Genomic DNA, 26,133 nt, shown 5'->3' with positions numbered 1-26,133 from the left:
CTGGGGTACGCGGCCCGGGTCGCCTGGTTCGATTGCCCCATGTGCCGGCGGCGCCTGCCGCGTACACTCGTCTCCGCCATGACCCCCGCCGTCCCGCCCGTCCGCTGCGCGTGGACGTACCTCCAGGAGCGCTTCCCACCGCTGGCCCACGGGCCGGTCGTGGTGGCGTTCGCCGGCGGCGTGGCCTGCGCCTCCGCCGCCCTGCGCGGTGCCGACGGCCCCGGCTGGCCGGCCGTGGTCGTGGCCTCCGTCGTCGCGCTCGGCGTCTTCTTTCAGCTCCGCGTGGCCGACGAGTGGAAGGACGCCGAGGAGGACAGACTCTACCGGCCCGAGCGCCCCGTTCCGCGCGGTCTCGTCACGCTCCGCGAACTGGTCGGTGCGGCCCTGGCGGTCGCCGCCGTGCAGGTCGCCCTCGCGGCGTGGCTCGACGTGCGTCTGCTGGGCGTGCTGGCCGGCGTCTGGGGCTTCGGCGCGCTCATGACCGTTGAGTTCGGCGCCCGCGACTGGCTCCGCGAGCGGCCCCTCGCGACGCTCGCGACCCACGCACCGATCGTCCCGCTCGTCGACTTTTTTTCCGTGTCGTGCGACGTGTTCGGCAACGACGCGGCGTTCCCGGCCGGCGTCGGCTGGCTCATCGGGGTGAGCCTGTTCGGGGGGACCGTGATCGAGGTCGGGCGGAAGGTGTGGGCGTCGGCCGACGAGCGGCGGGGCGTCGAGACGTACAGCGCGGCGTGGGGGCGGAAGCGGGCGCTGCTGGCGTGGGCCGCGGCCGTCGCCGGCTCGCTGGTGTGCGGGCTGATGGTCCTCGACTCCATCCCCGAGGCGGGCGGCCTCGGCGTCGGGCTGGGCGGGGCCGCGGCGCTCGTCGTCGCCGTCGGCGTCGGGGCGTTGTGGGCGGACCGGCCCGGTCGCGGTCGCGTGCTCGAAACGGCCGCGGGCATCTGGACGCTCGGCCTGTACACCCTCATCGGCCCCGTCGCGTTGTGGATCGCATGAGCGCCCCCGATCTCCAGACGGACGCCGCCCCTGACCGCGCCACGTGGGGGGGGAAGGGCATGGCCCTGGCCCGCCTCCTCGACCTCGGCTTCCCCGTCCCGCCGCTGGCCGTCGTCCCGCCCGACGCCGACGACGTGGACGCGGCCGTCGCCGAGTCGTTGGGGCGGCTGGCCCATCCGCCGTTTGTGGCGGTCCGCTCGTCAGCCGCCGACGAAGACGGGGCGGCGCACGCCTTCGCGGGGGCGCTCGACTCGTTCCTGTTCGTCCCGCCGGAGCGCGTGGCCGAGCGCGTCCGCGACGTCCGCCGGTCGGGCGACGGCGAGCGCGTCCGGGCCTACCGCGCGGCGCGGGGGCTCGACGGGTCGACCCGACCGCCGGCCGTCCTCATCCAACAGATCGTCGACGCCGACGTCTCCGGCGTGGCGTTCAGCGCCGACCCCGTGACGGGCGACGCCGACGTCGTCGTGATCTCGGCCGCGTGGGGCCTCGGCTCCGCCCTGGTTGACGGCCGCGCCGAGGCCGAGACCCTCCGCCTCGGAGCCGACGGCGAGGTCCGCGCCCGGACGCCCGGCGTCCAGAAGGTGGCCGACCGGTTCGACGCCAGGGCGGGGGAGGGCGTCGCGGAGGTGTCGGTCGACGAGTCCGGTCCGGTCCTCTCGGACATCGATGCCCGCCGCATCGCGGCCCTCGCCCGGAGCGCGGCCGACGCGATGGGCGGCCCGCAGGACGTCGAGTGGGCGATCGCCGACGGTGAGCTGTGGCTCCTCCAGGCCCGCCCGGTCACCGCTCTCCCCGCGCAATCTGATGGGCGGATCCGGTTGTGGGACAACGCGAACATCGTCGAGAGCTACGCCGGCGTCACGACGCCGCTGACGTACTCGTTCGCGCGCCGCGCCTACGCGGCCGTGTACCGCGAGTTCTGCCGGATCCTGAAGGTCCCTGAGTCGCGCGTGGAGGCGGAGGCGGAGACATTCGAGCAGATGATCGGGCTGATCCGAGGCCGGGTCTACTACAACCTCGGCTCGTGGTACCGCGTGCTCGCGCTGCTGCCCGGATACCGGCTCAACGCGGGGCTGATGGAAGGGATGATGGGCGTTCGCGACGGGATCCCGGACGGCCTCCGACCCGAGCCCCCGTCGGCCGGGCGGATCGCCGACGCGTTCGCGCTGGCGAGAACCGTCCTCGGCCTCGTCGCCGCGCACGTCCGCCTCCCCCGGATGCGCCGCGACTTTCTCTGGCGCGTCGACGACGCGCTCCGCCGGCACGGCGCGACGACGGACGGCATGGGCCTCGACGCGCTCGCCGAGGCGTACGCGACCCTCGACCGGACCCTCCTGCGGCGGTGGGACGCACCGCTCGTGAACGACTTCTTCGCCATGATCTGGTTCGGGCTGGCGCAGCGGGCCGCCGAACGGTGGATCGGTCCGGGAGCGCTGGGCGGGCTGCTCGCAGGGGACGGCGACGTGATCTCGGCCGAGCCCGCCCGGTGCGTCGAGGCGATGGCGCGTGAGGCGGCGGCCGACCCGGCCTGGGTCGAGATGCTGCTCGCCGCCGATCGTGCAGCGGTCGAGTCCGGCCTCGCCGACCGCCCCACGATGGCTGCCGACGTGGCGGCCTACGTCGCGCGTTTTGGCGACCGCTGCCTCGAAGAGCTCAAGCTGGAGAGCCCGACGCTCGCCGACGACCCGACGCCGCTGTACCGCTCGGTCGGCGCTCGCGCCGTGCGGATCGCCGATGGCGACGCCCGGGAGCCCGGCTCCGACGCGGTCCGCCAGCGGGCCGAGGCGGAGGCCCGCGCCTCCGACGCCCTCCGCGGCCACCCGCTCCGCCGTCTCCTGTTCGGCGTGCTCCTTCGGAACGCCCGCGACCGGGTCCGCGACCGAGAAAACCTCCGCTTCGAGCGGACCCGCGTGTTCGGCCGCGCCCGGCGGCTCGTCCTCGCCATGGGCCAGCGCCTCACCGAGGCCGGCCATCTCGACGGTGCGCGCGACGTGTTCTGGCTGGAGATCGAGGAGCTCCTCGGCCTCGCCCGCGGGACGGCGGCGTCGCTCGACGTCGGCGGCCTCGCGGCCGTCCGCCGCGTCGAGTTCGAGGGCTACCGCGACGGGTCGGCGCCGCCGGACCGGTTCACGACGCGCGGCCCGGTCGCGACGTCGGAACTGGTGCCCGACAGGCCAGCTCCTGCCGAGCCCGAGTCGGGCGCCGTCCGCACCGGCCTCGGGTGCTGCGCGGGCGTGGTCGAGGGCCGAGTCCGGGTGGTCCGGGATCCGCGCGGGGTGGAGCTGGCGCCGGGGACGATCCTCGTCGCTGAGCGGACGGACCCGGGCTGGGTCCTGCTCTTTCCGGCGTGCGCGGGGCTCGTGGTCGAGCGGGGGAGCCTCCTGTCGCACTCGGCGATCGTCGCCCGAGAGCTCGGCATTCCGGCGGCCGTCGCAGTGCCGGGCGTGACGGAGTGGCTCCGCGACGGTGACCGCGTCCGCCTCGACGGCGCCACGGGCCGAGTCGAGCGGATCGATGAGTGACGCCGGCCTCACCGAGCACCTGCGCGACGCGATCCGACTCAACCGCGCACGCCGCGCCGGCTACCGCCGCCGCGGTGGACTCCGGGCCGACCTCCTCTCGCGGGCCCTCGTCGCGGCCGAGCGGGCGCTCCTGCCGGCCGCGTGGCTCCTCGACCGAGACGCCGCGCGCCACCCGGTCCCGGTCCTCCGGGCCGAGCTGGTGGACATGGCCGTCGCCCCTCCCGCTCACCGCCCCATTCCTCCGGTCATCCTGAGCGGAGCGGAGGATCACACGGGGCCCTCTCAGATCGCCTCTCCACGTGCCGGTGTGGGGGACACGAGATCCATCGGCGCGATCCTCCTCGCGATCACGCGTGGTGAGGCCCTGGCGTCGGTCAGTGACCGATTGAGCGCACGGATCGCAGAGGAGCGGAGGCGCGAGCGCGCGGTGGGCCGTCGGCGGGCGCTCACGATCCACCTCCTCGAATCGGCTCGGCTGTCGGCGGCGCGGGCGGCCGACTACGCCCGGCGGACGGACGGGGCGACGCTCGCACTGAGTCGCCGACTCGTTCTGGGCCACCTCGCCCTCGTCCCGTTCGCGCGGGGGCTCGACCGGTTGGCGGCGCCGGTCCACGACCGAGGCGTCGGGCTCTTCGTCAACGACGTCCCCCCGATCCCCGAGCCATGACCGATCCGACCATCCGCTACGCGCAGGTGTGGGAGGACGCCGACGTGCTCGCCGAGGCGCTCGACGTCGGCCCCGGCGACCGCGTCCTGTCGATCTGTTCGGCCGGCGACAACGCGCTCGCGCTGCTGGCGGACGACCCGGCCGCCGTCGTCGCCGTCGATCTCAACCCGGCGCAGACCGCCTGCCTCGCCCTTCGCGTCGCCGCGTTCCGCTCACTGGAGCACGGCGAGGTGCTGGAACTGGTCGGCTCCCGTGCGAGCGACCGTCGGGGGCCCCTGTATGCTCGATGCCGCCCGGCCCTCGACGACCACGCCCGCCGGTTCTGGGATGCGCACGTCGGGGTGGTCGCTGCTGGGATCGGCACGGGCGGGACGTTCGAACGCTACTTCCGCCTGTTCCGCCGCCGGATCCTCCCGCTGGCCCACCCGCGCCTCCGCGTCCGCCATCTGCTCAGCGGGGCCCCGACCGTCGCCGACCGTCGGCAGTGGTACGAGGCGCATTGGGACACGTGGCGTTGGCGGCTCCTCTTCCGCGTCGCCACGTCGCGGGCCGTGCTCGGCAAGGCGCGCTACCCGACGGCGTTCTCGCAGGTCGAGGGGAGCGCGGCCGACCGGCTGCTCGGACGCGTCCGCGAAGCCGTGACGGCGACGGATCCGGCCCAGAACCCTTACCTCCAGTGGGTCCTGACGGGGACGCACGGGGACGCGCTCCCACGCTACCTTCGCGCCGAGCACTTCGAGGCCATCCGCGACCGGCTCGACCGGCTCTCGTGGCACGTCGGCCCCCTCGAGGCCGTGCTCGGCGACGCGCCGTTCTCCCAGTTCAACCTGTCGGACGTGTTCGAGTACCTCCCGCCTGCGGACGCCGACGCCCTCTTTGCCCGGGTCGCCGAGGCGGGCACGCCCGGCGCGCGGCTCGCCCACTGGAGCGTCCTCGCCGACCGCCGGCCGGGACCCCCCCTCGACGGCCGCCTCGTCCGCCTCAACGCGCTCGCGGACCGGCTCCACGCCGTCGACAAGGCCCCGTTCTACACGGCGTTCCACGTCCACGAGGTCCGGTGAGCGACCTGACCCCAGCCGTGCTGCCCGCGTGGGCGGCGATCCTGGCGGTGATGGGCGCGCTGGGGCTCGCGCTCGTCTCGCTCCGGCAGGCCCAGCTCCGGCGGAAGCTGTCGGCTGAGGGCGCGCGGAAGGGGCTCCACGTGGCGATGAGCGCCGTCATGCTCGCGCTCCCGTGGCTGTTCGACGCCGCGTGGCCCGTGATCCTCCTGGCGGCGCTCGCCGTCGGGGCGATGCTCGCCGTCCGGTTCGTCCCGGCGCTGCGGGATGGCGTCGGCGGGGTGATCCACGAGGTCGGCCGCCAGTCGGTCGGCGACGTGTGCTACCCGATCGCCGTGTGCGCGCTGTACCTCCTGACGGCCGACTCGCCGGTCCTCTACGCCATCGCGATCCTCATGCTCGGGCTGGCGGACCCGGCGGCGGCGCTGACGGGCGCGCGGCACGGGCTCTCGCCGTACGCAACGGTCGACGGGAAGAAGAGCCTCGAGGGGTCGGTCGCGTTCGCGTTCGTGGCCTTCCTCTGCGTCCACGTGCCGTTGCTCCTGTTCACACCGGTCGGCCGGGCCGAGGCTCTGTGGATCTCGGCCATCGTGGCCATCCTGGCGACGATCGTCGAGGCCGTGTCGTGGGGCGGGCTCGACAACCTGTTCGTCCCGCTCGGGACGTACGCCGTGCTCGTCCGACTCCTGACGTTCCCGGCGACGCTGCTGGCGGGCCACTTCGTGGTGCTGCTCCTGCTCGTCAGCGTGGCGGCCGTGCTGAGGCGGGAGACGACGGTCGGCGGGGCGGGCGTGTTCGGGGCGGCGCTCATCGGCTACCTCGTGTGGGCGCTCGGCGGGACGGCGTGGCTCATCCCGCCCGCGCTCGTCTACCTCCTCTACGCACGCGTCTGGCCCGCCGCCCGGGAGGCCGACGGGCTCCCGCACGACCCGAAGCGCCGGCCGCACACGGCGCACAACGTGTTCAGCGTGTCGTCGGTCGGCGTCCTCTGGCTCATCGCGGCGAGCGCGCTCGATCTCGACCTCCTGTTTCCGTACGCTCTCGCGTGGGGCGCGACCTTCGCGTTCCTCGGCGTCGAGCGGATGGCGGTGGCCCGGCCGAACTGGACCGCGGGCCAGCTCGCGTGGCGGGCCGCGTGGCGGGCGACGCTCGTCGCGGTCGGGCCCGTTCTCCTCGTCCTGTGGCTTCGCGTCGGGGCGGATCACTTCGCGGGCACCGCCCCGGGCGGGCCGATGGCCCCACTCCGTCCGCTCCTCCTGACCGGCGCCTACGTCGCGCTCGCGCTCGTCGTGACGGCCGCCGCCTCGCTCATCCTCGTCCGCTGGAGGGGGCCGATCGACCGCGACTCGACGGAGTTCGAGGGCCGGGTCTACCGCGCGAGCATCGTGGGCCCGCTGAGCGCGCTCGGCCTGCTCTCGTTTCTCGTGCCATGACCGCCGGCGTCTACGCACGGCTCGACCTCGCCGGCCTCGATGGAACGCCGGACCCCTCCGCGTACGCGCTGACGCGGCCCGACGACGTGCTCGGCCTCGTGAGCGACGAGACGGTCGTCGCGTCGTGCGCGCTGTGGTGGACCGAGCCCCTCCACATCGACGGCGAGAACGTCCGGATCGGCCGGGTTGGACACGTCGACTGGGCGACCGAGGCGGACGGGGTCGTGCTCCTGGAGGCGGCGCTCGACCGGCTTCGAGCGGAGGGCGTCGGCCACGTGGTCGGGCCGATCGACGGGTCGACGTGGTTCGGGTACCGCGTCGTGACGGACGCGGCGCCCGGCGGGGGAGAGCCGTCGCCGCCGTTCGCGCTCGAGCCGTGGCCGCCGCCTGTCGTCGCCGCCGCGTTCGGGGCCGTCGGCTTCGCGCCCGTCGCCCGCTACCTCTCGTCGCGTGTCGACGCGCTGCCTGACGAGTCGGCCCGCCTCGGCGCCGAGGTGGACACGCTGGTGGAGGGAGGCGTGACGCTCCGGCCGTTTCGCGCGGAGGAGGCCGAGGCCGAGCTCCGCGCGCTCCACCCGCTGCTCCTCGAGGCGTTCGCCGAGAACCCGTACTACGCGCCGCTCGACGTCGCCCGCTTCCTCGCGCTCTACCGGCCGCTCGTGGCGCGCGTCGACCCGGACCTCGTCCTCATCGCGGAGGCGGAGGGCTGGCCCGTCGGCGTCGTGCTGGCGTTCCCGGATGGCGCGCAGGCCGCCCGTGGCGAGGCCGTCGAGACGATCATCGTCAAGACGCTCGCAGTGGCGCCCGAGGCCCGGGGACGGGGGCTCGGTGGGACGCTCGTCCGGGCCGTGCAAGAGGCCGCCCGCGCGAAAGGGTTCCGGTCGGCGATCCACGCGCTGATGCACACGGCGAACGACTCGGTCCGGATCAGCCGACGTCTCGGGCGGCCGATCCGGCGCTACGCCCTGCTTGGGCGGGAGCTGTGACGACCGCGGCCCGCGACGGCGGAACCAACGTCGTCGAGAGGTTCCAGTCGCAGGCTGAGGCTCGGCCCGAGGCCCCCGCGATCGTCGAAGGCCGGGGCCGGCACCGCCGCGTCACCACGTTCGCCGATCTCGACCGCCAGGCCGCCGCCGGGGCCGGCCGCCTCACGGCCGCGGGGGTCGGACGGGGCGACCGCGTACTCGTGCTCGTGCCGGTGTCGTCGGCGCTCTATGCGGTGCTCGCGGCGGTCTTCCGCGTGGGCGCCGTCGCGGTGATCGTCGACCCTGGGGCCGGGCGCGAGCGTTTGGCGGAGGCGGTCGGGCGGGTGAGACCGCAGGCATTCGTCGGCACGCCGAAAGCCCACCTGCTGCGGCTCCTGGCCGCGAGCGTCCGGCGGATCCCGACGCGGTTCGTCGTCGGCGGATGGGCGCCGTTGGCGGAGCGGTGGGAGGGCGGACCGCCCGTGCCCGTCGCCGACGTCGGCCGCGACGCGCCGGCCCTCCTCACGTTCACGTCCGGCACGACGGGCCGTCCCAAGGCGGCGGTCCGCACGCACGGCCTCCTCGGCGCCCAGCACGCCGCGCTCACCGACGCCCTCGACCTCCAGCCCGACGACGTCGACCTGGCCACGCTGCCGGTCGTCGTCCTCGCCACGCTCGCCTCCGGCGTCACAACCGTCTTGGCCGACGCCGACCTCCGCCGGCCCGGTGCCGTCGACGCGAGCCGCGTGCTCCGTCAGATGCGTGCCGAGGGCGTCACGCGGTGCGTCGCCAGCCCGGCCTTTTTCGAGCGGCTCCTCGCTCACCCCGAGGCCGATGCGCTCCGTCAGCTCCGCCGCGTCGACACCGGCGGGGCGCCCGTCTTCCCCGACCTCCTCGCCCGCCTCGGTGCGCTCGTGGGGGAGGCCGTCGGCGTGTACGGGTCGACCGAGGCCGAGCCCATCGCGCACGTCGCCGCGCCGTCCGAGGCCGACCTCCGGCGCGTGGCGGCGGGGGAGGGGCTCCCGGCCGGCCCACCCGTGGCGGCCGTCGACCTCCGGATCGTGCCGGACCGGTGGGGCGAGCCGCTCGGGCCGTTCACCGAGGCGGAGTGGGAGGCGAGGTCCCTCGGGCCGGGCGCCGTCGGCGAGATCGTGGTCGCGGGCGACCACGTGGTGCCGGGCTACCTCGATGGCGAGGGCGACGCCGAGACGAAGGTCGACGTGGCGGGCCGCCGCTGGCATCGGACGGGCGATGCCGGCCGGCTCGACGCCGACGGCCGGCTGTGGCTCCTCGGGAGGTGCGCCGCCGTGTCTCGCCGCGAGGGGAGCGTCGTGTACCCGCTCCAAGTCGAGGCCGCGCTCCGCACGCGGCTGGACGCCCGGGCCGCGTTCGTGGAGATCGACGGCCAGCGCGTCGTGGCGGTCGAGGGCGCCGTGCCCGACGGGCTGGCGGAGGCCGTCCCGTGGGCCGCGATCGACGCCGTCGTTTCGGTCGACGCGCTGCCGGTCGACCGCCGGCACAACGCGAAGGTGGATCTAGGGGCGCTCTGTAAGCGCCTCGAGGGCACGATCGCGCGCGCTCCGGCGTAGACTCCCGCCACCGCACCCCTGCCGTCGTCATGCTCGGACGCCTCCGCCAGCGCCGCCGCGCGCGTCGCCTCGCCGCCCTCACCCTCGACGCAGCCCGCGCCCGTGCCGCTCGCGGCGCCGCGCTCCTCGACGACCGCGACCCTGGTTGGGCCGACCGCGTGGATCCCGGCTCGCTCCACCTGTCGGACGGCGAGGCCTGCGTGCTTGGGCAGCTCTGGGGCGAGTACCGCCAGGGGCTCGGCCGCGCCCGCGTCCTCGATTTTTCGAGTGCGCCCGGCCGGTTCGTGTCGCCCGTCGACCTCGGCTTCCAGGCCGTCGGCGACCTCGGCGACGCCGCGGAGGCCCTCGACTACACGTTCCTCACGCGGGCGTGGCGGGACGAGGTGACGGCGCGGCGCGCACTCGGGGAGGCCCCGAACGCGTCGCCCGCTCGGAACGCGGCCCCAGGCGTTCGGTAGCGGGCGGGCACCTTGCCCTCGCACCCGATGGACTGGACCGACGACCGACAGGAGACCTACGACGCGTTCCGCGCGCACGTCAACATGGAGCCGAAGGAGCTGGAAGAGTGGCTCGAGACCGAGGACTCGAAGCGCGTCGGCGACTCGGGCTCGGGGGAGTCGACGGGCCACCGCTCGGGCCGGAGGATCGTGGAGATCAAACGGACGACGAAGGACGACCTGACGGAGAGCGACCTCGACCACATGCAGAAGGTGGTCGGCTATATCAAGCGCCACACGGCGCAGGGCCCCGAGTCCGACGTGAAGGAGAGCAACTGGCGCTACTCGCTGATGAACTGGGGCCACGACCCCTGCAAGGAGCAGGACTGCTAGCTCCGCCTCGGCACCGAGGCGGGCCGGGTCATGCCGGCGCCGTGGACGGGGCTGCTGCAGCGGGGCCGAGAGGGCGGGCTTCCACGACGATCTCCTCGCCGCACCACTTGCAGAAGCGGGCGTCGTCGTCGTGCTCCCCGAGGCCGCACTTCGGGCACCGCGCGAGCTGGACCTCCGCCATCGCCCTCGCTGTGAGATCCCGGGCCCGCTGCTCCGCCTGCTCCCGCCCGAGCTCGACGGTCACGATCCCCGTCGGGACGGCGATGATGCCGTAGCCGACGACGGCGAGGACGGCCGACAGGAACTGGCCCAGCGGCGTCTGCGGCGTGATGTCGCCGAAGCCGATCGTCGAGACGGTCACGACGGCCCAGTAGACGCTCTTCGGGATCGAGGTGAACCCGTTCTCCCCGCCCTCGATGAGGTACATCAGCGAGCCGGTGACGGTCACGACCGTCAGCACGACGAAGATGAAGACGAAGATCTTCCGCCGGCTGGCCGCCAGGGCCCGGCTCAGCGTGTTGGCCTCATCGAGGTAGTTCGCCAGCTTGAGCACCCGGAAGACCCGGAGCGCGCGGAGGATCCGGACCGTGAGGAGCACCTGCGCCCCGGGCACGAACAGGCTGATGTACGTCGGGAGGATCGCCAGGAGGTCGACGACGCCGAAGAAGCTCCGGGCGTAACGGGTCGGGTTCTCGAGCACGCTCAGCCGGATCACGTACTCGATCGTGAACAGGACGGTGAAGAACCACTCCGCGACGAGGAGCGCGCGGGCGTAGCGCCCCTGGATCGCCGTCACGCTCTCGAGCATGACCACGAGCACGCTCGCGACGATGGCCGCGATCAGGACGACGTCGAACGCCTTGCCCGCCGGGTCGTCGGCGTGGAAGACGATCTCGAACAGGCGGCGCCGGAGGCCTCGGCCGGCGGGGCGAAAGCCCTCGGGAGTCGGGCGGTCGGGGTCGAGGGCGGCGGGCATCGCCGGCAATCTACCGGCCTGCGAGCGCGCCCGTCAGGACGGCCTCGAACCGGTCGGCGATGGCGTCGAGGTCGAACGCGCGCTCGGCGTAGGCCCGGCCCGCGGCGCCCATCCGCCCACTTCGGGTGTCCTCGTCCAGGAGGGCGAGGACGGCGTCGGCGAGCGCGTCGGCATCGCCGGGGGGGACGACCACGCCGGCCTCCTCCCGCATCACGATCTGCGCGGCGAGGTTGTCGGGCGGGACCGACAGCACGGCCGGGCGGCCGGCGCAGAGGTAGGCGAGCACCTTCGACGGGACCGACACGGCGCTCGCCTCGGGCTCCAGCACGGCCACGAACACGTCGGCCGCCCCGAGCACGTCGGGGAACGCTTCGAAGGGCTGGAAGGGGAGGACGACGAGGTTCGTGAGCCCGCGCTCGGCCGTGCGCGCCGCCAGCCAGTCGGCGCCCTCGCCCGACGACACGACGACGAGCCGGGCTTCCGGGTCCGCCTCGGCGAGCCGCTCCCCGAGGCGGGCGAGGCCGGCCGGGTCGTGCTTCATCCCGAGCGTCCCGGAGTACAGCACGACGGAGTGGCCGACGAGGCCGTGCGCCTCGGCCCACGCGTTGTCGCGCGGGCGCTGGGGGAGGTCGGCGAGCGGCGCCCAGTTCTCGAGGATCGTCACGCGCTCCGCCGGCACCCGCCAGAGGTCAAGGAGGGGCCGGAACCCGTCGGTGATGCCGACGACGGCGTCGGCCTCCCGGAGCAGCCGGCCCTCTCGCCGCTCCATCCACCGGCCGGCGAGGTCGCCCACGACGCCGAACCGCTTGTGGAGCACGGCCCGCGTGCCGACCGACCAGACGTCCTGGAGCCAGTTCACGAACGCGACGCCCTCGGCCCGGGCGGCCCCCTGGAGCGCGGCGAGGGTGTCGAGCCCGCAGTTGGCCGCGACGACCACGTCGGCGTCCCACGCGCGGACGTGCGCGGCGGCAGCGCGGCCGAACCGGGCCTCCGCCTGGCGCCGCTTCACGAGCCCCGCCAGCGATCGTGCCCGCTTGTCGACCGGGTCCGTGACGACGGGGTCGAGTGAGAACGTCTCGGGGTCGTCGCCGCGGGGCGCGAGGTCGCCCTGCGGGGCCTCGTTCGTCGCCGAGAACGAGTAGCGGACCGCGTGCCCGCGCCGCGCGAGATGCCGCGCGAGGCCGACCAAGAAGGCGTGGCCGCCGTAGTCGTGGAGGTAGATCCGCATGGGGCTGGCCGGCAGGGCGGGCCCAAACGACGCGCGCCCGGCGGCGGGCCGGGCGCGGGGGCCGGGGGGCATCGGTGGCGTGGGAGAGACTTGAACTCTCGACCTCACGATTATGAGTCGTGCGCTCTAACCAGCTGAGCTACCACGCCGAGGACCCGCAGGATACGCCGGGCGCCCGCGACGCGACAATCCAAGGTTTTGGGAACGTCGGCGGCCCTCACGCGCTGAGCGCGTACCGCCACGCGGCCCGGAGCAGCGCGTCGTCCACGTCGGCGGCCAGCCGCGGCCGGCCGACGGCGTCGAGGACGACGTACCGCACGCCCGCCGCCGTCCGCTTCTTGTCGGCCTCGGTCGCGGCCATCAGTGCGTCGATCGCCAACGTCGGAGCCGGCGGGTCGAGGCGGGCGACGAGCCGGTCGGCCTCGGCGAACGGGCCGAGGGCCTCGGCGACCTGCCCGAGGCGGAGGGACTCGGACAGATGCAACGCGGCGCGCATCCCGAGCGCGACGGCCTCGCCGTGCGTGAGCGTCCCGTAGCCGGCCTCCTTCTCGAGCGCGTGCCCGAACGTGTGCCCGAAGTTGAGGAACGCGCGTTCGCCGGCCTCTCGCTCGTCGGCCTCGATCACGCGGGCCTTGACGGCGGCGGCGTCGCGGAGGAGCGGGGCGAGCACGTCGGGCTGGCGGGCGACGAGCGTGTCCCACTCGCGGTCGAGGCGGTCGGCCAGGGCGGGGTCGGAGATCAGCGCGTGCTTGACGGCCTCCGCGAGCCCGCTCCGGAAGGCCCGTTCGTCGAGCGTGTCGAGCGTGGCCGGATCCGCGAGGACGAGCCGCGGCTGGTGGAACGCGCCGACGAGGTTCTTGCCCGTCGCGTGGTTGATCCCCGTCTTCCCGCCGATGGCGCTGTCCACCTGCGAGATCGTCGTCGTGGGGAGGTGGACAAGCGGGATCCCGCGGAGGAGCGTCGCGGCGGCGAACCCGGCGAGGTCGCCCACGACGCCGCCGCCGAGCGCGAGCAGCGGCGTCTGGCGGTCGATCCCCAACCCGAGCGCCCAGTCGTGGAGCGCCGACAGTTGGTCGAGCGACTTTGAGCCTTCGCCGGCTGGCACGGCCGTGGCCTCGACCGTCCAGCCGTCGGCGCGGAGGGCGTCGGCGAGCGCGCCGAGGTGGAGCGGGCCGACGGTCTCGTCGGTGACGACGAGCGCGAGGGGGCCGCTCAGGCCGGCCTCGCGGAGGTGCATCGGGGCCGTCGCGAGCGGCTCGAAGTGGACGGCGTAGCTCCGGCCCTCGGAGAGGGCGACGTGGACAGCGGGCGGCGACACAGGCAGGGGGGAGGCGATGCCCCGAAGATCGGCACGGCCGTCGCTGCGCGTCCCGAAACGACGAGCGGGGACGACGGTCGCCCGTCGCCCCCGCATCGCCGGGCGTGTGCCGTCCCTACTTTTTCAGGAGGAGGCCGAACGGCTGTCCGCTGGGGTGAGCGTCGGTGTTGTCGCCGTAGTAGGCATCGTACGGGGCGAGGAAGACGTAGCGGGCACCGTCGGGGACGGTTACGCAGCCGCTCGTCGCGTCGAAGTCCTCGGCCACGTCCGTGTCGAGCCCGTCGATGGCCGTCGCGAGCGTCGGCACGTCGTCGGCCGTGTCGACCGCGCCCTTCACGCGGACGCGCTGGTCCGACGGCAGGAGCGACGCGTCGGAGCTGAAGATGGCAGTCATCTGCGGATAGCCGCGCGAACTGGCGAGAACCCCCGGCTCCGTATAGAAGTCGCCGACGGCCTGGCCGCAGACGACGTCGCCCGGGGCCACACCGTAGTCGGCGAGGCGGACCGCGGGCGCGTCGATCGCGTCGTCTTTCCAGGTGAGCGTGTAGGTCTGGCGTGGGTCGACCGGGATGAAGTCGTCGGTCGAGCCACCGGGGCCGCTCCCGTCGTCGGCCTCTCCGCCCGAGTCGTCATCGGAACCGCCGGTGCTCCCATCGTTTGAGTCGCCGTCCGCGCCGTCATCGCCGGTGCCGTCGTTCCCACCGTCCGGACCGGTGGGGTCCCCCGACGGCTCCGAGTCGGTCGCGCAGGAGGGACAGGGGCCGGCGTCGTCGAGGCCGACGGAGTCGCAGCCGCCGAGGAGGAGACCGAGCATCAGGAGCGGGCCCGCGAGGGAGAGGAGGGTGCGCATCGGGGACGTGGAGGGCTGAGCGCACCCCTTCCTGAATGTCCCTGCCGTGCCATCGGCCCTCACGATTTGGTGCGAACGATTGTCTCGTCTGAGTGCCGCCGCGTCCGCGTGTTGCCAGGCAGAGACGGTGACCGTTCGGAGACCATCCGTCCGTCGCGGAACTGGGGGCTCCGGTGGATCGTGGCACCCCGCGCACCCTGCGCTTCCCCTCACCAACCCTTCCCCTCATCATGGGACTCCTCGATTTTCTGAAAGACGCCGGCAAAGACCTCTTCGGCGGCAAGTCCGGCAATGAGGCCGAAGAGATCAAGAAAGAGATCGAGCGGGCGCTCGGTGACAACGTCTCGGGCCTCGGCGTCCGCTTCGACAACGGCAAGGTGACCCTCCAGGGCACGGCCAAGAGCGTCGCGGCCAAGGAGAAGGCGGCGCTCATCGCCGGCAACGTCAAGGGCGTCACGAGCGTCAGCGACGATGGCATGCGGGTCTCGAGCGCCCAGACGGCCGGCGCCGCGACCGCCTCGGCCCCGGCGGCCAGCCGCTACTACACCATCCAGAGTGGCGACACGCTGTCGAAGATCGCGAAGGAGCACTACGGTGACGCCAACGCCTACAACAAGATCTTCGAGGCCAACCGCGAGGTCATCGGCGACCCAGACAAGATCTACCCGGGCCAGCAGATCCGGATTCCGGCCGCCTAGCGCCGGTCCCGGTCTCCCGATCGCGCGCCCCGCTGGCCCTGTCCGGCGGGGCGTTCTCCGTTTCGGCCCGCCTCGGCGTCGAGGCGGAGGGACTCAGGCCGCGAGCCGGGACGTCATCCACAGGACGAGGCCGCCGCGCGCGGTCCACGTCGCGGTCCGGATCCAGTTCGTGGCGACGAGCCGGGCGTGCACGTCGGCGTCGAACGCGCCGCCGAGGGCGCTGTGGAGCGGGACCTGCAAGAACGCCGTCGAGGCCCAGATCACGCCGACGAGGGCGGCGCCGAGCACGACGGCCCAGGCCGGCAACGCGGCCGGCCGGTCGAGCACGAGCCACACGGCCGTCACCAACTCCGCCACCATCAGGGGCCCGACGACGAGCGTGATCCGCGACTGGTGCGCCGCCTCGTACGCCGCCCACCCCTCAGCGCCGACGCCCGCGAAGAGCGGGTAGTGGACGACCTGGACCATCCAGATGACGCCCACCATGAGGAGCGTCGCCCCGAGGTGGACGAGGAAGACCGCCGGCATCAGGGCGCGTCGTGGCCGAAGTCCCGGAGAACGGCCTCGGCGGCGTGGCGGCCCGCGGCGAGCGCACCGTTGATCGACCCGTTCCTCCGCCAGTCGCCCGTGACGTAGAGGCCGTCGCGGAGACGGGCGGGCCGCTCGGGCGGTTCGAGCGACGGGAGGTCGGGGAGCGCGTCCGGTACGCGGTCGATGCGGAGCGTCCGCCAGCCGCCGACCTGAGGGCCAAACCAGCGGTGGAGCTGGGCACGGGCGGCGACGTCCAGCGAGACGTCGTCCGCCTTGGGCTCGCCGAGGACGCTGCCCGTGATCAGCGCCTGCCCCGGAGGGGCGTACGCCGGCTGGACGCTGCTGACGACCTGGACGTTGTTGAGCGGTCCGCCGCCCTCGCCGTCGAGCATCAGCACCGGCGCGTCGATGGGGGGCGCGTCGGCGGCCCAGGCGATCTGGACGGTCCCTTTCGTACGGGGTGGTGTGAGGTCGAGGAGTCCGCCCGCGCTGAGCGCGTCAGTCGCCACGAGGACAGCCTTCGCCCGGATCTCTTCGCCTTCTGCGGTCCTCACCTCGTACGGGGCGACTCCGTCCACGCGGGCCCCGAGGCGGACGGTGCCGTCGGGGAGGGCCGCGGCTAGCTGCTCGGGGAGCGCCTGCATCCCACCGGCCGGGAGCGCGGCGGCGCCCTCCGAGAACCGCCGGAAGTAGACCTCGAACGCGCGGCTCGACGCCGTCAGCTCGGGGTCCAGCAGCACGCCGCCCAGGAACGGGCGGAAAAAGCGGTCGACCATCCGTTCCGAGAACCCGTACCGCTCTCGGAGGGCCGCCTCGGTCGTCCGCTCGGGTCGGCGCCAGAGGTCCTCGGCCGAGCCGGACAGGACGGACTGGCGGAGACGGAGCACGCGGAGCTTGTCGGCCAGCGTGCCCACGTCGGCGGCGAGCGTCGGGAGCGCCTGCGTCGGCTGGCGGAACGGGTCGCCGATGTGCTGGAACGCGCCGCCCACCCAGACCCACGCGCCCGGGTCGAACGCGCCGAGGCGGAGCGCGTCGTGGTCGAACACGGCCCGGCCCTCGGGGTAGGCCGTGAGGTAGACCTGGAACCCGCGGTCGATGAGAAAGCCGTCCTCTCGGTGCGTCTGGATGCGCCCACCCACGGCATCCGACGCCTCCAGCACGACGACCTCGACGCCCCACGCGGTGAGCGTCCGCGCGCAGTTCAGCCCGGCCAGCCCGGCCCCGACGACGACGACCTCAGCGCTCATCGGGCTGGGTTCTCGTAGTAGACCGGCTCGTCGTCCCCGACGGGGTGGACGCGGGTGGTCAGCGGTTCGGGACCGAGCGTGCCGGGCTCCGGCGCGTAGGACCCCGCCGCCAACTGCTGCTGGACCGTCGCGACGTCGACGCAGGCCGTCCCATAGCCACGCGTGACGCGGTAGCGGCCGGCAACGTCGTACGGCAGCCGCTCGCCGCCCTCGTCGGGGTCGGCCTGGCGGAGGATCTCGTAGTCGCCTTTGTAGAGGCCGTCGGCGTCCTGCGTCACCGTCACGCGGACGACGCGGTCCTCACGGACGTACGGGTCGACGGGGAGCGGGACGTACCGGACGACGACGCCGTCGCCATCGCGGCTGACGGTGAAGTCTGAGAGCGGCATCCCGCGGAGGCGCGTGCGGTCGGCCGGACGGCTGCCGAGGAGGCCGAACGTCGTCGTCGGGTACGCGCCGGTCGCGTCGTGGACAAGCGCCGCAGTGGCGACGACGTTCGTGATCGCGCGGAGGTCGTCCCGGAACTGGCGGTCGGTCTCGAACAGGCCCTCATCTGCGGCGTAGACGGTCACCATCGGCGTTGGATCGCCGATGGTTCCGTCCTGGCGAGCGCGGAGCGGTTCCTCTTGAGCGAGGGCGGGGGCGGCGACGAGCGCGGCAAGGAGGAGGGAGCGGATCATGGGAGCGTGTGGGTGTCGAGACGGCCGAGGAGGTGGCCCAGGGCGACGTCGAGGTCGGGGGTGGCGAAGCGGAAGCCGCGGTCGAGAAGCTTGCGGGGCACCATCCGGATGCTCTGGAGCGCGACGCGCCGGGCGAGCTCGCCGCCGAGCGCCCGGACCCACTCTTCCGGGACGCGGACGACGGCCGGCCGGTTCTGGACCGACGCGAGCGTCTGGATAAAGTCGCGGGTGCGGACCGGCTCGGGCGCGGCGAGGTTCATCGGTCCGGTCAGGTCGTCGTCCAGGAGTGCGTGGTGGAGGGCGTAGACCACGTCGTCGAGGGCGATCCAGGGCCACCACGCGTCGCCGTCGCCGGGCCAGCCGCCGAGGCCGAGGGCAGTGACGGGCGCGAGCGGCTGGAGGAGCCCGCCCTTCGGCGTCGTCACGAGCCCGATGCGGGCGTGGACAGTCCGGATGCCAGCGGCCTCTGCCTCGGCCGTCGAGGCCTCCCACGCCCGGCACACCTCGGGCAAGAACCCCTCGCCGGGCGCGGCGGACTCTGGGAGGACGGTGTCGCCGCGGCTGCCGTAGTACCCGCTGGCGGAGGCCGAGACGAGGACGCGAGGCGTGGGGTCGAGCGCCGCGAGCGCGCGGCTGAGCAGTTGCGTCCCCTTCGTCCGGCTCTCCCAGATGCGGCGGCGTGCCCCGGTCGTCCCGTTGAGCGCCGTGATCGGCTCGCCCGCGAGGTGGACCACGGCGTCGGGCGCGGCGCGGCGGAGGGCGTCGAGGTCGACCTCGCCCGCCTCGACGTTCCAGTAGACCGCCTCGTCCTGCGGCCCCCGGCTCCCGGCGTCCTCGCGGCGACGGACGAGCCGGACGACGGTGTGCCCGCCGCCCTGCAGGAACGCCGTGAGCGCGGATCCGAGGAGCCCGGAGGCGCCCGTGACGGCGACCGTCATCGGTGGGGCGTCCGCCTCGGCGTGGCGGCGGAGGTCCTCGTGCGTCACGCGGTGGCGGTAGGCGAACATCCGCTCGATCTGGCGCTCGCCGAACGGGGCCGCGACCTCGGCCAGCCCGCCGAGCGGGAGCTCGTACTCGACGTCGTCCTCCAGCACCGAGCCGGATTCGGACGGCAGCATCCGGTGCGTGTGGTGCCACGCCGCGAACGGGCCCTCGACCTGGACGTCCTCGAACTGGCACGCGCCGTGTCCGTCGAGGCACCCCTCGGAGTACCCCTGGTGCTCGGCGACCCAGTCGAGCCCAACGAGCGTCGTGCCGAGGCGGATCACGGCGCGGTCCCCATCGCGGATGCCCTCGTGTTCCCGGAGCGACACCGGTTGCCACGGCGGCGCGAGCCGCTCGAAGGCGCCGGGCCGCGCGTGCCAGCGGAACAGCTCGGCGGCCGGGACGGGGACGTCGAGGTAGGACGTGTAGCGCATGCCGGGCCAACCGCTACCACCGCGCGAGGGTCCCCGCGTCGCTCGCTTCAGGTGCCTCCCGCGGTCCGCCCCGGCGTGCCGCCGAGGCGGTCTCGGTCAGGTCCCCAGGTAGCGCTCGCGGATGACCCGGACGTGGTGCCGCTCGTGGCCGGCGAGGATCCACCCGGCGGCGCGGGCGCTGAGGGCGTGCCCGCTGACGGTCCCGAGGCGGAGGAGGTCGGCCTCGGAGAGCGACGCGAACAGGTTGACGGTCGAGGCGCGGACGCCGTCGAGCTCGTCGGCCAGCGCGGCGAGCGGGCGGTCCTGGGGCATCGCGGCGCCTAGGGCGACTTCGTCGAAGCCGGGCAACGGCGTCGAGTCGCCGCGGGCGATGCGGAGGGCGCGGGCCGCGAAGATCCGCTCGGTGTCGATAACGTGCTGGCTGACGCCCGCGAGCGTCCACTTGTCGGGCGCGTACCGGCGGGCGCCGAGCGACGGGTCGAGGTCGCGGAGGAACGCGGCCAACCGAGACGGGCGGAGCGCGTAGCCGAGGTCGGCCTCGGGAGCGAGGTCGACGTAGCGGCCGAAGTACGGGGCGAACTCGCCCGGCTCGGGCCGGTGGGTCATCCCGCGGGGCGGACGCGGGCCAGCCACTCGGGCGCGCCGGCCCCCTCCACGACGCCCGTGAGGCCGCGGCCGCGGTAGGTCTCGAGGATCGACCGGACCTCGGCGCGCGTCTCCTCCAGCATGTTCGACACGAGCTCCGACGAGAACCCGCGCTCGCCGAGCTCGATCGTCATCTCCATCGTCACGATCCGCGAGATGGCGCGGCCGAGGTCGACGAGCTTCCGCTGCGGCATCGACCAGTCGACGTCGAACGAGAGCGAGTCGCCGAAGGTGGCCGCGGCGCGGGCCGTGAGCGGCTCCTCGCGGAGGTACGCCCCGAGGTCGGCCTCCTTGAGCCGGCGCATGGCCTTCACGACCGCCTCGGTCACCTGCTGGTAGAGGATGTCGTTCGAGCCCTCGAAGATCTGGTACGGGCGGCTGTCGACGAGGGCGCGGCCGGCGCGGTGGTCCTCGCGGTAGCCCTGGGCCCCCATGAGTTGGAGGAACGACTGCGCCGCCTCCTGCATCCAGTCCGTCACGACCGTCTTGAACGCGTTCGCCTTGAGCCCGTCGCCGAACAGGTCGCGGTCGACGCCGGCGGTCCCGGCCGTCTCCATGCACATCGCGGCCGTCCCGGTCACGAACGACTGGAGCCGCGCGAGGCGGGCCCGGACCTGGTCGTAGTCGAGGAGGGGCTTGCCGCCGACGAACCGCTCGCGGGCGTGGTCGAGCGCGTCGTCGAAGATCCGCCGGAGGTAGCCCATGCCCATGCCCGGGATCTGGAGCCGGCTCCGGTGGAGCGTGTCGAGCATCATCTTGACACCCGTCGAGTGGGGCTCGAGGCGGGCCGCCTGCGGGACCTCGACGTCGACGCGGTTCCGGCCGTAGGGGATCATCTTGAGCCCGAGGTTCGGGTAGAGCTCCTCGACCTCGACGTGCTGGCCGGGCTGGTTGGCGTCGGCGATGAAGAAGTCGACGTCGCGGCGGAGGCCGCCGGACGAGGTCCGGGGGCGGGCCGTGAGGAGCCAGTAGTCGGCCCAGCCGGTCAGGCCGGCCCAGTGCTTCGTCCCCTCGATCCGGATCGTGCCGCGGTCGGTCTCCCGCCAGCCGGTCTCCATGGAGAGCGCCTCCGAGCCGTAGTCGGGCTCGGTGATCATGAGCCCGGCGAACTTCCGGTCGCGGACGTACGACGGGAGGACGTGCTGCTTGGCCTCCTCCGTCGCGTACTTCGCCACGGGCTGGAGGAACAGACCGCCGTTGATCCCGACGATGAGGCTCAGTGGGAGGGAGTGGTAGCTCGTCTCCTCCAGGACGGTCAGGCTATGCCCGATTGTGCCGCCGCGGCCCCCATACTGCTCGGGGACGTACACCGACAGGGGGTCGACGTCGCGGAACCGCTGGATGACGAACGGCGCGACGCCGCGCTCCGTCCCGCCCGAGTCGAGGTCGTGGCGGGTGCCGAAGAGGTGCGAGAGCTTGTCGCGATAGGCCTCGATAAAGTCGGAAAACGACTCCCGGGCGCGCTGGACGGTGTCCGCCGGCGGCATGGCGAGGGTGGGCAGGGGGAGGGCACTCATAAGACCGGGGATCGAAGGCCGGAACTGGAAGTCTCTAAACTTACGACCTGCACCGGGGGGTCCCCGTTGTCCGTGTCCGTCTGTCACAGACCTTCCGCTCCGCCGCCGCTTGCTCCCTATGACAGACCTCGACCCGGGCACGTGGCGGCTCCCGGCGGGCCTGGACGCCCGACTCCTCCGGGCTGCCGCTGGCACCCCTCCCGCCCTGTCGGATGCGGAGCGGTCGCGCCTCCAGACCTTCGGGCACCCCGACCGCCGTCGCCAGTTCGTGCTCGGCCGGACGGCGGCCCGGACGCTCGCCTCCCTCCGCCTCGGCGTCCCGCCCGAGGCGGTGCCGCTCGGCGTCGGCGCCGACGGGGCGCCGGAGCTCCCCGGCCTCCACGTCTCCATCGCCCACACGGCCCGGGCCGACCACGTCGCCGCGCTGGCGGCCGTCGCCGGCTGCCCCGTGGGCGTGGACCTCGAACGGGTCGCGCGGCGCCGGCCCGACCTCTGGCGGAGGATCCTCAACGCCGACGAGCACGCGCTTCTCGAACGGCTCGGCGGACCGACCGACGATGTCCAGACGCTCTTGTGGACGTTGAAGGAGGCCGTCCTCAAGGGCCAGCGGACCGGCTTCCGTGCCGGCGGCCGGTCGGTCCGCCTCGCGCTCGACGCCGACGGCGCTCTGCCCGACTCCGGCCACGCGCGCGCCGAGGCGGACGGGTCCGGGGCGTGGACCGTTGCATTCGGACGCGACGGCGACCTCTGGCTCGCCATCGCGTGGGCCAGCCCTTGATCGGGGACCTGCCACACCGTACGTAGCGGGTTCTCCCTCCCCCCTCACCATGACCAACCGCGAGATCATCCAGGGCCTCTACGACGCGTTCGCCCAGGGCGACGCCCCCACCGTGCTCGGGGCGCTACACGACGACGTGGAGTGGAACGAGGCGCCAGGGAACCCGCTGGCCGACCGGAACCCCTACGCGAGCCCCGCGGCCGTGGGCGAAGGCGTCTTCGGCCGGATCCTGTCGAACTACGAGGGCTTCCAGGCGGCCCCGCATACGCTCGTGGCCGACGGCGACCACGTCGTCGCGCTCGGCACCTACTCCGGGACGCGCACGACCTCCGGGGCGACCCTCGATGCCCCGTTCGCGCACGCGTGGACCCTCCGCGACGGGAAGGTCTCCGCGTTCCAGCAATACACCGACACCGCGCAGTGGCGCGACCAGATGGGGTGACGGGCGCCGGCGGCGCTACGAGAAGCAGACCCGGTAGTCGCCCGACTGGTAGCCGCTCAAGAACGCGTCGACGCGCTGGCGGCTCGAGCCGTGCGTGAACGACTCGGGCCGGACGGCCTGCCCGGACCGTTGCTGGATCGCGTCGTCGCCGACGGCGGCGGCGGCGGAGATCCCGGACTCGATGTCGGCGTCGTTGAGCACGAGGCGGCCCTCCTCGCCGCGGGCGTGGTGGGCCCAGATGCCCGCGAGGCAGTCGGCCTGGAGCTCGGTCTGGACCGACATGGCGTTCGAGCGGCTCCGCGAGAGGAGCCCCTCGAGGTTCTGGACGTGGTGGGCCACCTCGTGGGCGATCACGTAGGCGACCGCGAACTCGCCCTGCGCGCCCATCCGCTGGAGCTGGTTGAAGAACGAGAGGTCGAGGTAGACCGACTGGTCGTTGGGGCAGTAGAACGGCCCCATCTGCGCCTGCCCCGTCCCGCAGCCGGTCTGCGTGAGTCCCGAGTACAGGACGACGTTCGGCTCGCGGTACGTCTCGCCGGACTCGCGGTAGAGCTCGCCCCACACGTTCTCCGTCTCCACGAGGACGGCGTCGACGAACTGGCCGGCCTCGTCGTCGGGCTCGACGGCCTGCTCGTTCGCGGGCGGAGGCGCGGCCCCGCCGCCGCCGAGGAGCGGCCGGAGGTCGAGCCCGAAGAACGCGCCGATGAGGAGGAGCACCAGCCCGCCGAGGCCGAGCCCGATCTTCCCGCCGCCCCCGCCACCGCGGCGGTCGATGAGGTTTCCAGACGAGCGGCCGGGGCGGATGAGCATGGCGAGAGGGGAGAGGGGCCAGGGCCCGGACAACGCGGCGGCGCCTCAGCCGGATCCTCGGAGGGCCCGCGCCCGCGCCACGAGCCCGTAGGCCGCGACGCCAAACGCGACCGACACGTTCAGCGACGCCTTGACGCCGTACTGCGGGAGCCCGACGACGAGGTCGGCCGCGTCCAGTACGTCGGGCGGGACGCCGTGGACCTCGTTGCCGAGCACGAGCGCGAGCGGGAACGCCTCGGCGGGCACGTCGCCGAGGCCGACCGCCTCGGGGAGGCGCTCGAGGGCCGCGATCGTGTAGCCCTCCGCGCGGAGCTCCGCGATGGCGTCGTGGACGTCCTCGACGTGCCGCCACGAGACGGCGTCCTCAGCGCCGAGGGCGGTCTTCGCCACGCCGCGATGGTCCGGCGTCGCCGTGAACCCCGTGAGGACGACGCCCGCCAGTCCGGCCGAGTCGGCCGTGCGGAAGATGGAGCCGACGTTGTAGGCGGAGCGGAGGTCGTGAGCGACGACGACGATCGGATGGGGCGGCACGTGACGTGGGCGGGGGGCGAGGCGGCTGACGAGCGTGGGACCCGTCCCGGGCTCACGCGTACACGCAATCTCGCCACCCATCCCACCATGCCCCGTCTCGCGTCCCTCTCCGTCGTCGTCCTCGGCGTCCTCCTGACGATCCCCGGCTGCACCACGATCCAGCAGCTCGCCGCGCTCCAGAACGTCGACTTCGAGCTCGACCGCCTGTCGAACGGCCTCGTGGCGGGCGTCGACCTCGACCGGCTCCGCGGCGGCGGCTCGCTCGGCCCGACCGACCTCGCCCGCCTCGGCGCGGCGGCGACCCGGGGCGAGGTGCCCCTCAGCTTCGTCCTCCACGTCGGCGCCGAGAACCCGTCGGACAACGCCGTCGCCGCGCAGCTCGTCTCGCTCGACTGGACGCTGTTCCTCGACGGCAACGAGACCATCTCCGGCGTCTACAACGACGACCGCCAGATTCCGCCGGGCCAGACCGTCGACCTCCCGATCTCGATGGAGCTCGACCTCGTCCAGTTCTTCGGTCGCAACGTGGGCGACCTCGCGCAGCTCGTCGGCAACCTGGCCGGGGCGAACAGCCAGCGACAGACGATCCGCCTCGAGGCGCAGCCCTCGATCAGCACGCAGTTCGGACCGCTCCGCTACCCGGGGACGATCTCGATCGAGTTCCCCGTCGGGAGCTAGTCCCGCGTCTTCGGGCCGATCCGGGCCGCGGCGGCGTCGAGGATCGGGCGGAGCCCCGTGACCTCGGCCGTGGCCGCGGCCTCGCAGGCCCGCACCCACCGCCGTTCGCGGATCCCGCGCTCGGGCCACACCGCGTGCTCGACCTCGACCGCCAGCAGGAACACGTCGACGAGGCCGTCCCCGTCGTGGTGGTAGCATCCGAACGGGCGCGGCCCGACGCACCCGGTCACGCCGGCCTCTTCGAACGCCTCCAGCGCCGCCGTCTCGCGGGCTCCGGCCGACTCGACGTTCCCCTTCGGGACGATCCACCGGCCGCGCGTCCGGCTCGTGACGAGCAGGACCTCGGGCCCATCGGGGCCGAGCCGGAAGGGGACCGCGGCGCACTGGCGGCTCATGGCGCGTAGGCGAAGCGGAGCAGGACGGCCGGGCCGTCGTCTCCCTCGCTCGCCACGAACGCGTCGCCGTTGGCGAGGAACGCGAGGCCCTCGGGCTGTTCGAAGGCCGCCGGGCGGAGGTCCCAGACCCCGGCGGCCGATCCGTCGGCGTCGAGCGCGACGAGCGACTCGCGGCGCGACGACAGCAGCACGACGCGGCCGTCGAGCGGGTGGACCGCGAGCGCCGAGGGGCGCAGCTTCCGGTCGCCCGGGATGGCGTCTGGGTCGATCACGAGGACCGGCTCCGAGGCGAGCGCGCTTGCCTCCAGGTGGTAGGCGTAGACCACGTTTCGGTCGTCATACGGGCCATCGCCCTCCTCTTTGCACGCGATGAGGAGCCGGACGCCGTCGCTGCCCAGCCCCTCAGCGTCGCAGTCGCCGGCGCCGAGGCCGGTCTCCACGGTCGTGGTCCGAGCCTCGCCGCCGCCCCAGCCTTCGAGTTCGAGAAGGGCGCCGTCGGCACGCAGGACGAACAGCTGGTCGCCGACGCGCTCCACGCCCTCGTAATCGCCGGGCGGGCCGAACGGGACGACCGTCGTCACGCGCCCGGTCGACTGCTCGATGACGTAGAGGTCGCCGTCCTCGTCCTGGACGGCGCCGAGGTGGGCGTCGTCCAGGACGGTGAGGCCGGAGATCTCGCGGAGGTCGGGGGGAAGACGGAAGGTGGCCACGGGTTGATCGAACCGATAGGGACCGGTCGTCGGTTCCGCAGCGGGTGCCGAGGAGACGGGACGGGCTGGCGCCGCGGGGGCCTGCGCGGCGGGGGCGGGGTCGCACGCGGCGAGCGTGAGTGCGAGCGCGGCGACGAGGGACGGGAGGGGCGACATGGTCGGTCTGCGGTCGACGGGGTGGGCGGGCATCGGGCTCAGTCGCGGTCGGTGCAGACGACCTCGCCGCTGCCCACGTCGACGGTTACGTCCACCTCGGCGCCGTTCTGGAGGAGGTCGATCTCGTAGACGAGAAAGCCGTCCTCCTCGTCCAGCTCTGTTCCGGTAACGGATCCGCCAGGGACGGCCGCGAGGGCGGCGGCCTCGGCCTCGCCGGGGGTGATTCGGGCTAGGCTGGGAGTCACGGCCGCGTCCTCCACGATCGGGATCGTACCCTCGACCCGGCAGTCATCGGGGTCCGTCAGGAAGGCCGGGCCGGCGACGGTCGTCACGGGCTGGGTGTCCGGCGCGACGTGGGCCTCCCCGGTGTCTGGGGACGAGAGGAAGGCCGGCGTCGCGACGGCCACGATGGCGATGCCGGCGAGCGAGAGGAAGAGGAGCGTCTTCATGGGACTGAAGGGGGGT

Annotated in this window: 28 protein-coding genes and 1 tRNA gene; 13 read left to right on the top strand and 16 right to left on the bottom strand. The window is 73.8% G+C overall.

The window, feature by feature from the left end; genetic code table 11:
- The first annotated feature begins 78 nt into the window (after positions 1-78).
- Genes BSZ37_RS15855 through BSZ37_RS15815 form a run of 9 tightly spaced genes read left to right on the top strand, consistent with a single transcriptional unit; the run spans position 79 to position 10,060 of the window.
- On the top strand, positions 79-996 hold the full coding sequence (locus BSZ37_RS15855; RefSeq protein ID WP_179299685.1) for a UbiA family prenyltransferase: 918 nt from the start codon (positions 79-81) through the stop codon (positions 994-996).
- Positions 993-3,518, top strand: coding sequence for a PEP/pyruvate-binding domain-containing protein (locus BSZ37_RS15850; protein ID WP_095511491.1), 2,526 nt, complete (start codon positions 993-995; stop codon positions 3,516-3,518). The genes BSZ37_RS15855 and BSZ37_RS15850 overlap by 4 nt, the downstream gene beginning before the upstream one ends.
- Positions 3,511-4,185: a hypothetical protein gene (locus tag BSZ37_RS15845; RefSeq protein WP_143537691.1), complete on the top strand. Its 675-nt coding sequence runs from the start codon at positions 3,511-3,513 to the stop codon at positions 4,183-4,185. The genes BSZ37_RS15850 and BSZ37_RS15845 overlap by 8 nt, the downstream gene beginning before the upstream one ends.
- Entirely contained in the window at positions 4,182-5,246 is a 1,065-nt protein-coding gene (locus BSZ37_RS15840; protein ID WP_095511489.1) for a BtaA family protein, read from the top strand. Before BSZ37_RS15845 ends, BSZ37_RS15840 begins: the two co-directional genes overlap by 4 nt.
- Positions 5,243-6,676 (top strand): diacylglycerol/polyprenol kinase family protein, encoded by a 1,434-nt coding sequence (locus BSZ37_RS15835; protein WP_143537690.1) that lies wholly within the window; start codon positions 5,243-5,245, stop codon positions 6,674-6,676. The genes BSZ37_RS15840 and BSZ37_RS15835 overlap by 4 nt, the downstream gene beginning before the upstream one ends.
- Positions 6,673-7,662 (top strand): GNAT family N-acetyltransferase, encoded by a 990-nt coding sequence (locus BSZ37_RS15830; RefSeq protein WP_095511487.1) that lies wholly within the window; start codon positions 6,673-6,675, stop codon positions 7,660-7,662. The genes BSZ37_RS15835 and BSZ37_RS15830 overlap by 4 nt, the downstream gene beginning before the upstream one ends.
- A complete protein-coding gene (locus BSZ37_RS15825) occupies positions 7,659-9,230 on the top strand; it encodes an AMP-binding protein (protein ID WP_095511486.1) in 1,572 nt (523 codons plus the stop codon). Before BSZ37_RS15830 ends, BSZ37_RS15825 begins: the two co-directional genes overlap by 4 nt.
- A 29-nt stretch (positions 9,231-9,259) precedes the next feature.
- The gene (locus BSZ37_RS15820; RefSeq protein WP_095511485.1) at positions 9,260-9,688 is read left to right on the top strand and encodes a hypothetical protein; all 429 of its coding nucleotides are present in this window, start codon (positions 9,260-9,262) and stop codon (positions 9,686-9,688) included.
- A 27-nt stretch (positions 9,689-9,715) separates the two neighbouring features.
- A complete protein-coding gene (locus BSZ37_RS15815) occupies positions 9,716-10,060 on the top strand; it encodes a DUF3140 domain-containing protein (RefSeq protein ID WP_095511484.1) in 345 nt (114 codons plus the stop codon).
- Between the two features lie 28 nt (positions 10,061-10,088).
- On the opposite strand, the gene BSZ37_RS15810 is transcribed toward BSZ37_RS15815, so the two are convergent.
- The 5 genes from BSZ37_RS15810 to BSZ37_RS15790 form a co-directional block, all read right to left on the bottom strand.
- Positions 10,089-11,036, bottom strand: a complete 948-nt coding sequence (locus BSZ37_RS15810) for an ion transporter (protein WP_095511483.1) — start codon at positions 11,034-11,036, stop codon at positions 10,089-10,091.
- Positions 11,037-11,046: 10 nt separating this feature from the next.
- A complete protein-coding gene (locus tag BSZ37_RS15805) occupies positions 11,047-12,264 on the bottom strand; it encodes a glycosyltransferase family 4 protein (RefSeq protein ID WP_179299684.1) in 1,218 nt (405 codons plus the stop codon).
- A 75-nt stretch (positions 12,265-12,339) separates the two neighbouring features.
- Positions 12,340-12,413: transfer RNA gene (locus BSZ37_RS15800), tRNA-Met, on the bottom strand.
- 68 nt (positions 12,414-12,481) lie between these two features.
- Positions 12,482-13,582: a 3-dehydroquinate synthase gene (gene aroB, locus BSZ37_RS15795; protein WP_218830530.1), complete on the bottom strand. Its 1,101-nt coding sequence runs from the start codon at positions 13,580-13,582 to the stop codon at positions 12,482-12,484.
- Between the two features lie 115 nt (positions 13,583-13,697).
- Complete coding sequence (locus tag BSZ37_RS15790; RefSeq protein WP_095511480.1) at positions 13,698-14,432, bottom strand: hypothetical protein; 735 nt, start codon at positions 14,430-14,432, stop codon at positions 13,698-13,700.
- Between the two features lie 230 nt (positions 14,433-14,662).
- Here BSZ37_RS15790 and lysM point away from each other — a divergent pair, with 230 nt between their 5' ends.
- On the top strand, positions 14,663-15,130 hold the full coding sequence (gene lysM / locus BSZ37_RS15785; RefSeq protein ID WP_095511479.1) for a peptidoglycan-binding protein LysM: 468 nt from the start codon (positions 14,663-14,665) through the stop codon (positions 15,128-15,130).
- Positions 15,131-15,223: 93 nt separating this feature from the next.
- Here lysM and BSZ37_RS15780 read toward each other — a convergent pair whose 3' ends face one another.
- The 6 genes from BSZ37_RS15780 to BSZ37_RS15755 form a co-directional block, all read right to left on the bottom strand.
- On the bottom strand, positions 15,224-15,658 hold the full coding sequence (locus tag BSZ37_RS15780; protein WP_095511478.1) for a hypothetical protein: 435 nt from the start codon (positions 15,656-15,658) through the stop codon (positions 15,224-15,226).
- The gene (locus tag BSZ37_RS15775; protein WP_095511477.1) at positions 15,658-16,908 is read right to left on the bottom strand and encodes a protoporphyrinogen/coproporphyrinogen oxidase; all 1,251 of its coding nucleotides are present in this window, start codon (positions 16,906-16,908) and stop codon (positions 15,658-15,660) included. The genes BSZ37_RS15780 and BSZ37_RS15775 overlap by 1 nt, the downstream gene beginning before the upstream one ends.
- Positions 16,905-17,588, bottom strand: a complete 684-nt coding sequence (locus BSZ37_RS15770; RefSeq protein WP_095511476.1) for a hypothetical protein — start codon at positions 17,586-17,588, stop codon at positions 16,905-16,907. Before BSZ37_RS15770 ends, BSZ37_RS15775 begins: the two co-directional genes overlap by 4 nt.
- Positions 17,585-19,006 carry a TIGR01777 family oxidoreductase gene (locus BSZ37_RS15765; RefSeq protein ID WP_095511475.1) on the bottom strand — a complete coding sequence of 474 codons (1,422 nt, stop codon included), beginning with the start codon at positions 19,004-19,006 and terminating at the stop codon, positions 17,585-17,587. Before BSZ37_RS15765 ends, BSZ37_RS15770 begins: the two co-directional genes overlap by 4 nt.
- A gap of 96 nt (positions 19,007-19,102) precedes the next feature.
- A complete protein-coding gene (locus BSZ37_RS15760) occupies positions 19,103-19,612 on the bottom strand; it encodes a DinB family protein (protein ID WP_095511474.1) in 510 nt (169 codons plus the stop codon).
- Complete coding sequence (locus BSZ37_RS15755) at positions 19,609-21,168, bottom strand: acyl-CoA dehydrogenase family protein (RefSeq protein ID WP_143537689.1); 1,560 nt, start codon at positions 21,166-21,168, stop codon at positions 19,609-19,611. Before BSZ37_RS15755 ends, BSZ37_RS15760 begins: the two co-directional genes overlap by 4 nt.
- A gap of 118 nt (positions 21,169-21,286) precedes the next feature.
- Between BSZ37_RS15755 and BSZ37_RS15750 the strand changes: the two genes are divergently transcribed.
- Complete coding sequence (locus BSZ37_RS15750; RefSeq protein ID WP_143537688.1) at positions 21,287-21,946, top strand: 4'-phosphopantetheinyl transferase family protein; 660 nt, start codon at positions 21,287-21,289, stop codon at positions 21,944-21,946.
- 49 nt (positions 21,947-21,995) lie between these two features.
- On the top strand, positions 21,996-22,388 hold the full coding sequence (locus tag BSZ37_RS15745) for a nuclear transport factor 2 family protein (protein ID WP_095511472.1): 393 nt from the start codon (positions 21,996-21,998) through the stop codon (positions 22,386-22,388).
- A gap of 15 nt (positions 22,389-22,403) precedes the next feature.
- Here BSZ37_RS15745 and ypfJ read toward each other — a convergent pair whose 3' ends face one another.
- Positions 22,404-23,198: a KPN_02809 family neutral zinc metallopeptidase gene (gene ypfJ, locus BSZ37_RS15740; RefSeq protein WP_095511471.1), complete on the bottom strand. Its 795-nt coding sequence runs from the start codon at positions 23,196-23,198 to the stop codon at positions 22,404-22,406.
- 45 nt (positions 23,199-23,243) lie between these two features.
- Positions 23,244-23,729 carry a TrmH family RNA methyltransferase gene (locus tag BSZ37_RS15735; protein WP_218830529.1) on the bottom strand — a complete coding sequence of 162 codons (486 nt, stop codon included), beginning with the start codon at positions 23,727-23,729 and terminating at the stop codon, positions 23,244-23,246.
- Positions 23,730-23,816: 87 nt separating this feature from the next.
- Between BSZ37_RS15735 and BSZ37_RS15730 the strand changes: the two genes are divergently transcribed.
- Positions 23,817-24,407 carry a hypothetical protein gene (locus BSZ37_RS15730; protein ID WP_095511469.1) on the top strand — a complete coding sequence of 197 codons (591 nt, stop codon included), beginning with the start codon at positions 23,817-23,819 and terminating at the stop codon, positions 24,405-24,407.
- Here BSZ37_RS15730 and BSZ37_RS15725 read toward each other — a convergent pair.
- From BSZ37_RS15725 to BSZ37_RS15715, 3 genes are all read right to left on the bottom strand, one after another.
- Positions 24,404-24,802, bottom strand: a complete 399-nt coding sequence (locus BSZ37_RS15725; RefSeq protein ID WP_095511468.1) for an NUDIX hydrolase — start codon at positions 24,800-24,802, stop codon at positions 24,404-24,406. The two genes, BSZ37_RS15730 and BSZ37_RS15725, sit on opposite strands and share 4 nt — an antisense overlap.
- The gene (locus BSZ37_RS15720; RefSeq protein ID WP_179299683.1) at positions 24,799-25,512 is read right to left on the bottom strand and encodes a hypothetical protein; all 714 of its coding nucleotides are present in this window, start codon (positions 25,510-25,512) and stop codon (positions 24,799-24,801) included. The genes BSZ37_RS15725 and BSZ37_RS15720 overlap by 4 nt, the downstream gene beginning before the upstream one ends.
- A gap of 194 nt (positions 25,513-25,706) precedes the next feature.
- Entirely contained in the window at positions 25,707-26,117 is a 411-nt protein-coding gene (locus BSZ37_RS15715; protein WP_095511466.1) for a PepSY domain-containing protein, read from the bottom strand.
- Positions 26,118-26,133: the final 16 nt, after the last annotated feature.

This window comes from Rubrivirga marina (assembly GCF_002283365.1).
Lineage (GTDB): Bacteria > Bacteroidota > Rhodothermia > Rhodothermales > Rubricoccaceae > Rubrivirga > Rubrivirga marina.
This window is presented reverse-complemented; position numbering and strand designations above follow the sequence as displayed.

Coding starts and splice junctions, on each gene's coding strand:
- BSZ37_RS15745 (WP_095511472.1), top strand. CDS start 21,996: ATGACCAACCGCGAGATCATCCAGGGCCTCTACGACGCGTTCGCCCAG.
- BSZ37_RS15750 (WP_143537688.1), top strand. CDS start 21,287: ATGACAGACCTCGACCCGGGCACGTGGCGGCTCCCGGCGGGCCTGGAC.
- BSZ37_RS15770 (WP_095511476.1), bottom strand. CDS start 17,588: ATGATCCGCTCCCTCCTCCTTGCCGCGCTCGTCGCCGCCCCCGCCCTC.
- BSZ37_RS15840 (WP_095511489.1), top strand. CDS start 4,182: ATGACCGATCCGACCATCCGCTACGCGCAGGTGTGGGAGGACGCCGAC.
- BSZ37_RS15755 (WP_143537689.1), bottom strand. CDS start 21,168: ATGAGTGCCCTCCCCCTGCCCACCCTCGCCATGCCGCCGGCGGACACC.
- ypfJ (WP_095511471.1), bottom strand. CDS start 23,198: ATGCTCATCCGCCCCGGCCGCTCGTCTGGAAACCTCATCGACCGCCGC.
- BSZ37_RS15765 (WP_095511475.1), bottom strand. CDS start 19,006: ATGCGCTACACGTCCTACCTCGACGTCCCCGTCCCGGCCGCCGAGCTG.
- lysM (WP_095511479.1), top strand. CDS start 14,663: ATGGGACTCCTCGATTTTCTGAAAGACGCCGGCAAAGACCTCTTCGGC.
- BSZ37_RS15780 (WP_095511478.1), bottom strand. CDS start 15,658: ATGCCGGCGGTCTTCCTCGTCCACCTCGGGGCGACGCTCCTCATGGTG.
- BSZ37_RS15850 (WP_095511491.1), top strand. CDS start 993: ATGAGCGCCCCCGATCTCCAGACGGACGCCGCCCCTGACCGCGCCACG.
- BSZ37_RS15820 (WP_095511485.1), top strand. CDS start 9,260: ATGCTCGGACGCCTCCGCCAGCGCCGCCGCGCGCGTCGCCTCGCCGCC.
- BSZ37_RS15805 (WP_179299684.1), bottom strand. CDS start 12,264: ATGCGGATCTACCTCCACGACTACGGCGGCCACGCCTTCTTGGTCGGC.
- BSZ37_RS15715 (WP_095511466.1), bottom strand. CDS start 26,117: ATGAAGACGCTCCTCTTCCTCTCGCTCGCCGGCATCGCCATCGTGGCC.
- BSZ37_RS15790 (WP_095511480.1), bottom strand. CDS start 14,432: ATGCGCACCCTCCTCTCCCTCGCGGGCCCGCTCCTGATGCTCGGTCTC.
- BSZ37_RS15725 (WP_095511468.1), bottom strand. CDS start 24,802: ATGAGCCGCCAGTGCGCCGCGGTCCCCTTCCGGCTCGGCCCCGATGGG.
- BSZ37_RS15775 (WP_095511477.1), bottom strand. CDS start 16,908: ATGAGCGCTGAGGTCGTCGTCGTCGGGGCCGGGCTGGCCGGGCTGAAC.
- BSZ37_RS15810 (WP_095511483.1), bottom strand. CDS start 11,036: ATGCCCGCCGCCCTCGACCCCGACCGCCCGACTCCCGAGGGCTTTCGC.
- BSZ37_RS15855 (WP_179299685.1), top strand. CDS start 79: ATGACCCCCGCCGTCCCGCCCGTCCGCTGCGCGTGGACGTACCTCCAG.
- BSZ37_RS15830 (WP_095511487.1), top strand. CDS start 6,673: ATGACCGCCGGCGTCTACGCACGGCTCGACCTCGCCGGCCTCGATGGA.
- BSZ37_RS15845 (WP_143537691.1), top strand. CDS start 3,511: ATGAGTGACGCCGGCCTCACCGAGCACCTGCGCGACGCGATCCGACTC.
- BSZ37_RS15815 (WP_095511484.1), top strand. CDS start 9,716: ATGGACTGGACCGACGACCGACAGGAGACCTACGACGCGTTCCGCGCG.
- BSZ37_RS15730 (WP_095511469.1), top strand. CDS start 23,817: ATGCCCCGTCTCGCGTCCCTCTCCGTCGTCGTCCTCGGCGTCCTCCTG.
- BSZ37_RS15760 (WP_095511474.1), bottom strand. CDS start 19,612: ATGACCCACCGGCCCGAGCCGGGCGAGTTCGCCCCGTACTTCGGCCGC.